This is a genomic window from Flavobacterium sp., assembly GCF_044338735.1.
Classification (GTDB): Bacteria; Bacteroidota; Bacteroidia; order Flavobacteriales; family Flavobacteriaceae; genus Flavobacterium.
Window position 1 is genome coordinate 1 of the sequence record NZ_JBIIWV010000115.1, and the last position, 6680, is coordinate 6680.

6 protein-coding genes are annotated in these 6680 nt (G+C 32.1%); 3 read left to right on the forward strand and 3 right to left on the reverse strand.

Annotated elements, in window-relative coordinates:
* The 3 genes from ACIQZC_RS07960 to ACIQZC_RS07970 form a co-directional block, all read right to left on the reverse strand.
* Positions 1-373: bifunctional nuclease family protein (locus tag ACIQZC_RS07960; protein ID WP_396138703.1), on the reverse strand; the 373-nt coding region annotated here is incomplete at its 3' end.
* 149 nt (positions 374-522) lie between these two features.
* Positions 523-1491 (reverse strand): electron transfer flavoprotein subunit alpha/FixB family protein, encoded by a 969-nt coding sequence (locus ACIQZC_RS07965; RefSeq protein WP_396138704.1) that lies wholly within the window; start codon positions 1489-1491, stop codon positions 523-525.
* A gap of 81 nt (positions 1492-1572) precedes the next feature.
* A complete protein-coding gene (locus ACIQZC_RS07970) occupies positions 1573-2319 on the reverse strand; it encodes an electron transfer flavoprotein subunit beta/FixA family protein (protein ID WP_396138705.1) in 747 nt (248 codons plus the stop codon).
* A 273-nt stretch (positions 2320-2592) separates the two neighbouring features.
* On the opposite strand from ACIQZC_RS07970, the gene ACIQZC_RS07975 reads away from it, so the two are divergent.
* The 3 genes from ACIQZC_RS07975 to ACIQZC_RS07985 form a co-directional block, all read left to right on the forward strand.
* Entirely contained in the window at positions 2593-3570 is a 978-nt protein-coding gene (locus ACIQZC_RS07975) for a pyruvate dehydrogenase complex E1 component subunit beta (RefSeq protein ID WP_396138706.1), read from the forward strand.
* Positions 3571-3634: 64 nt separating this feature from the next.
* The gene (locus tag ACIQZC_RS07980; protein WP_396138707.1) at positions 3635-6118 is read left to right on the forward strand and encodes a DUF5686 family protein; all 2484 of its coding nucleotides are present in this window, start codon (positions 3635-3637) and stop codon (positions 6116-6118) included.
* 361 nt (positions 6119-6479) lie between these two features.
* Positions 6480-6680 (forward strand): sodium/proton-translocating pyrophosphatase (locus tag ACIQZC_RS07985; protein WP_396138708.1); only part of this gene is annotated, 201 nt, incomplete at its 3' end.

Sequence of the window (6680 nt, forward strand, 5' to 3'; positions counted from 1 at the left end):
AGGTAAAAATAGGGGCATTAAAACGAATAGCCAATGCAATTGCATCTGAAGTTCGGGCATCAATAATTTCTTCGATTTTATCGCGCTCACAAATAATACTTGAAAAAAATACACCGTCAACTAATTTATGAATGATGACTTGTTTGACTACAATGTCAAATCGATCGGCAAAATTTTTAAACAAATCATGCGTAAGTGGGCGTGGGGGTTTAATTTCCTTCTCTAATGCTATAGCTATAGACTGAGCTTCAAAAGCGCCAATTACAATGGGTAATTTTCGATCGCCATCTGCTTCGTTTAAAATTAAAGCATACGCTCCGTTTTGTGTTTGACTGTATGAAATGCCTTTTATATGTAATTTTACAAGACTCATTTATGGGGTTGTAATTAATCTAATGATGTTAAATTTAGTTGTTAAGTTCTTTTTTGATGGAATTGAACCGCTTCAAAAATAAAAAAAAGAGCTATCTAAACAAAGATAACTCTAATTTTAATATAATATATTTTTGAACAACTAATTTATTAGGAGTTGCTCGCTTTAAAAGCTTTTAGTTTTTCAATTAATTGAGGTACTATAGTGAATGCATCACCTACAACGCCATAATCAGCTACTTTAAAGAAAGGTGCTTCTGGGTCTGTGTTGATAACTACTTTTACTTTTGAAGAGTTGATGCCCGCAATATGTTGAATGGCTCCAGAAATACCAATGGCAATATATAAGTTAGATGCTACAGGTTTTCCAGTTTGTCCTACGTGTTCACTGTGAGGTCTCCAACCAATGTCTGAAACCGGTTTTGAACAAGCGGTTGCAGCTCCTAAAACCGAAGCTAATTCTTCAATCATTCCCCAATTTTCTGGACCTTTCATTCCACGACCCGCCGAAACCACAATTTCAGCATCTGCAATAGTTACTTTTCCAGAAACTTTTTCTACGCTTTCTACTTTTACTCCAAAATCAGCATCGTTTAAAGCAGGTGCGAAAATTTCTTCATTTAAGGATGCACTATGCTCAATTAATCCGAAAGAATTTTTTGCGATTCCCAAAACTTTTATTGGAGTTGAAATTTCTGTAAAGTTGAAAGCTTTGTTTGAAAACGCTGTTCTTTTTACTTGAAAAGGTGAAGTACTTATTGGTAATTCTACCACATTTGATGCATAGCCAGCTTCAAGTGCAACAGCAACTAAAGGAGCTAAGTATAAACTATCTGTTGAAGAAGAAACTAAAACTATTTGAGCTCCTTCTTTTTTAGCAGCTTGTACAATTACATCGGAATAGGCTTTCGCGCTAAAGTTGTTTAATTTATCGTTTGATACTTTTAATACTTTATCTACTCCGTAGGCAGCTAAAGCACTGTCATCCGAATTATTAATGGTTACTGCTGTTACGCTCGTTCCCATTGATGCTGCTACTTTTTTAGCGTAAGAAGCTAATTCAAGAGCTACTTTTTTTATTTTTCCGTCTGCTGATTCAGCATATATAAGTATAGACATGATTTTTATGATTTAAGATTAACGATTTTCGATTTTTGATTTATGAAGTTTTCAGATATCATAAATCAGTATTCAAAAATCTTAAATTACTTTCGCTTCGTTGTGTAATAAACTAATTAATTCATCTAAATTATCAGCATTAATAAGTTTCACAGTAGATTTAGCAGCTGGTTTTTCAAACTTAATGGCTTTTGTAGCAACTGCATCTCCGGTTGGTTCAACAATGGTAAGTACTTTTGTACGTGCCATCATAATTCCTCTCATGTTAGGAATGCGCAAATCTTTTTCTTCAACTATTCCTTTTTGTCCACCTACAATTAATGGTAAGCTAGTAGAAATAATTTCTTTACCACCATCAATTTCTCTGGTAACTTTTACATCATTGCCATTTACATCAATTCCTACACAGGCATTAACAAAATTACAGCCAATTAATCCAGCAAGCATTCCAGGAACCATACCACCATTATAATCTAAAGATTCTTTCCCGGCGATAACTAAATCATATCCACCATTTTTAACTACTGCAGCCAATTGCTTTGCCACAAACATTCCATCAGAAGGATTTGCGTTTATTCTTATTGCTTCGTCTGCTCCAATAGCTAAAGCTTTTCTTAATGTTGCTTCTGCATCGGCTCCACCAACATTTACAACGGTTACACTTGCACCTTGTTGTTCTTTAAACCAAATAGCGCGTGTTAAACCAAATTCATCATTAGGATTAATGACAAATTGTACGCCATTAGTGTCAAACTCGCTGTCACCATTGGTAAAATTAATTTTTGAAGTAGTATCAGGTACGTGACTGATGCAAACTAATATTTTCATTTTATTTAAATTTAGTGTTCTTTTATACAGCCACGAAATTACAAAATAAATCGAAATAAAAAACTATGCACGCATAATAAATATGAATATCATATTAAAAAATCAATTTTTCCTTTTAAAATGTAATTTAAAACGCTAAAATCGCTCGTTTTTAAATATATTATCAGCTAAAACGATTTAGTAGAAATAAAAACGTTTTTTTATGATAACACATAAGTATAATTTTATTTTTCCTATTTTTGCGAATCATAATTCAAATTAGAAACTAATTTCATGAGAACGATACAATTTAGAGAAGCTATTTGTGAAGCGATGAGTGAAGAAATGCGCCGCGATGAAACTATATATTTAATGGGTGAAGAAGTAGCAGAGTATAATGGTGCTTATAAAGCGTCAAAAGGAATGCTTGATGAATTTGGACCAAAACGTGTTATAGATACACCTATTGCTGAATTAGGATTTGCAGGAATTGCTGTAGGTTCTGCAATGAATGGAAATCGTCCTATTGTTGAATATATGACCTTTAATTTCTCATTAGTAGGTATTGATCAGATAATCAATAACGCTGCAAAAATGCGTCAGATGTCGGCTGGACAATTTCCTATGCCAATGGTTTTTCGTGGCCCAACAGCTTCTGCTGGTCAATTAGGAGCTACGCACTCTCAAGCTTTTGAAAATTGGTTTGCTAATACACCTGGTTTAAAAGTAGTTGTACCTTCAACAGTATATGATGCTAAAGGATTATTAAAAGCAGCTATTAGAGATAACGATCCAGTAATTTTCATGGAATCGGAACAAATGTATGGTGATAAAGGTGAAGTGCCAGAAGGGGAATACATTATTCCATTAGGCGTTGCCGATATTAAAAGAGAAGGAACCGATGTTACTATTGTTTCGTTCGGAAAAATCATTAAAGAAGCTTTTTTAGCTGCTGACGAATTAGCTAAAGAAGGTATTTCTTGTGAAATCATTGATTTAAGAACGGTTCGTCCAATGGATTATGAAACCATTTTAACTTCTGTGAAAAAAACAAATAGACTAGTAGTTTTAGAAGAAGCATGGCCATTTGCGTCGGTTGCGTCTGAAATAACATATATGGTTCAAGAAAGAGCGTTTGATTTTCTTGATGCGCCTGTGCAAAGAATCACTACAGCTGATACACCAGCGCCTTATTCTCCAACCTTATTAAAAGAATGGTTGCCTAATGCGCAAGATGTTATTAAAGCGGTAAAAAAAGTTACTTATAAATAGTAAAAAACGTCTTATATTTGAAACTTCATCAGTCCTTACGCCGATGAAGTTTTTTGTTTTATTTATGAAAAAGAAAATCTTATTTTTTACTTTGTTTTTTACAACAATTATTTTTGGTCAAACAAAAGTTGGTGGAAAGGTTGTAGACGAAATGAACGAACCAATAGCCTTTGCAAATGTTGTATTAAAAGGGTCTAGAGATGGAGTTATAACAGACGATAATGGTAATTTTTATTTTGAATCGGAAGGGAATTATGATATTTTAATCGTTTCATTTGTAGGTTATGACAAAGTAGAACTTAAATTGGTCCCGGGACTAAATAAAGATCTTAAAATAGTTTTAAAATCTGGAATATCATTAAATGAAGTAACAGTTTATACTGGAAAAACTTCAAAAAAGAATAATCCAGCCTTGGATATTTTGAGAAAAATTTGGGAACGTAGAAGAAAAAACGGACTCAAAATGTTCAAGCATTATCAATATGAAAAATATGAAAAAGTAGAGTTTGATTTAAATACAATTGATTCTGCTTTTATGAAAAGTAAAGTTTTTAAAGGAATGGAATTTGTGTTCAAACAAATTGATACTTCAAAAATTTCTGGAAAAACATTTTTACCCATTTTTATTAACGAGACTTTAAGCCAAGTATACGGAAATAATGAAGTTAAGAAAACAAAAGAAATTACCACTGCAAATAAAAATTCGGGATTAGGATCTGGAGATGGCGTTAACACCTTTATTAAAGATTTATATGCCGATTATGATATTTATGATAATTACTTAAAATTTTTCGATAAAGATTTTGTGAGTCCATTATCTCGCACAGGAATTAATGTGTACAATTATGTGCTATCTGATAGTATGTATATTGATAATAAATGGTGTTATAATATTGTGTATTATCCGCGCCGAAAAAACGAATTAACTTTTAAAGGTGATTTTTGGGTAAATGATACGACATTTGCGATAAAAAAAATAAATCTAGAAGCCAGTAAAAGTGCCAATATCAACTGGGTAAAAGAAATATATATTGAGCAAGAGTTTGAAGTAATGAACGATTCGGTTTTTTTACTAACCCGAGATTATATGATGTCTGATTTTAGTTTTTCCAAAAAAGAAGAATCAAAAGGTGTTTACGGAAAAAGAACGACGCTTTTTAAAAATCATCAATTCAATTTACCAAAAGAGGATAAGTTTTTTAAAGAAGAAGTCAATTTTTATGACAATTCGGTCTTTAATAAATCTGATGAATTTTGGGCAGAGAATCGTTTTGAAAACTTGAATAAAAATGAAGCCGGAATCTATAAAATGTTAGACACTTTAAAGGAAGTGCCTCGTTTTAAAAGAATTTATAGTTTAGCTACCATTTTAGGAAGTGGTTATATTGAAATTCCGAAATGGAAATTAGATTATGGTCCTATTTTTTCAAGTTTTGGATACAATGATGTTGAAGGACAACGGTTACGATTTGGCGGAAGAACCTATTTTGGTTCAAATGATACTTGGCGTTTACAAGGGTATACCGCTTATGGATTTAGAGATAATAAATTCAAATATGGTATTTCTGGAAAATGGATGGTAGATAAGAAAAATCGCATCATATTATCAGCAGGTAATCGAAGAGATGTTGAGCAAATGGGTGTAAGTTTGACCACTTCAAATGATGTTTTAGGCCGAAGTTTTGCTTCCTCTGCGCTATTTGCTAGCGGTGTTAACAATCAATTAACCTCAGTTAATCTTACAACTATTGGTCTCGAAATTGAACCAGTCAAAAATCTAACTTTTCAAACTAATTTATCCTATCGTACCTTAAAATCAGCATCAGATCAATTTAGCTTAGATTATTATACTGATGGCTCACAAACAACAACTAAAAGCGAAGTCAAACAATCGGAAATCAATTTGGTTACTGAATTTACTCCAAAACGTAGAACCGTTGGATATGGTGTTGAACGACTAGATGTGGACAATAATTATGCTCGATTATTTTTAAGCTATAGCCAAGGATTTAAAGGAGTAATGAACAGCGATTTTGATTATCAAAAAGTCCAATTTTATTATAGACAACCTGTATTAATAGGTGGTTTTGGAAGGTTGTTTTCTACTTTTGAAACGGGTAAAATATTTGGCGAAGTGCCTTTGGGTTTAATGGGAGTTATTCCTGGAAATCAATCGTGGTTCGTAATTGAAAACACCTATAATTTGTTAAATTATTATGACTTTGTAGCTGATGAATATGCTTCTTTGCATTTTGAACACCATTTTAATGGAAGATTGTTTTCTAGAATTCCTTACTTAAGAAAATTAAATTTACGAGAAATCATAGGAATTAAAGGTGTTTACGGTAAAGTTTCTAATGAAAATAAACTATTAAATGCTTCGGGTCTAACCTACACTGCCCCAGAGGATATATATTGGGAATACCATGCAGGTATTGGAAATATTTTTAAAGTACTACGTATCGATTGTGCTTGGCGTGGAAGTTATCTTGAAATGCCAAATGCCAGAAAATTTGCGGTTAGAGCTTCTTTTGGATTCTATTTTTAGTGCACAAATGTTGAACTGTTGAATGATCGGTCAACATTTGATGTATAAATCCAACTCCTAGGGTATTTAATAGTTTTCATAACTAAAAATATTATTTTTTAAAGAATAGGGTATCCAAGCTATATTTTCCCAGACCTGTAAAAAACAATCCTAAATAAATTATAAAATAGAAGAATGCAGTATTGATTTCCATTCCATTATCTCCTTTATTTATAATTGAAATGGCTCTATTTCTCAGATAGATGAACAAAAACCATATAAATTTTGCAAATTTGTTTTTATAAAACAATACAAATTGTATATGTTCTTAAAAAATTGTTATTTTTGCATCCGATAAAATTAAGAACAAAAATAATTTTTTATGGAATCAATGATGATTTATGTGCCAATAGTAATGGCGTTAATTGGTTTAGCATTTATGGCTGCCAAAAGAGCATGGGTATTAAAGCAAGATGCCGGAGACGGTAAAATGAAAGAAATTTCAGACTACATTTATGAAGGAGCATTAGCTTTCTTAAAAGCAGAATACAGATTATTAGCAATATTTGTTCTTTTAGCAAGT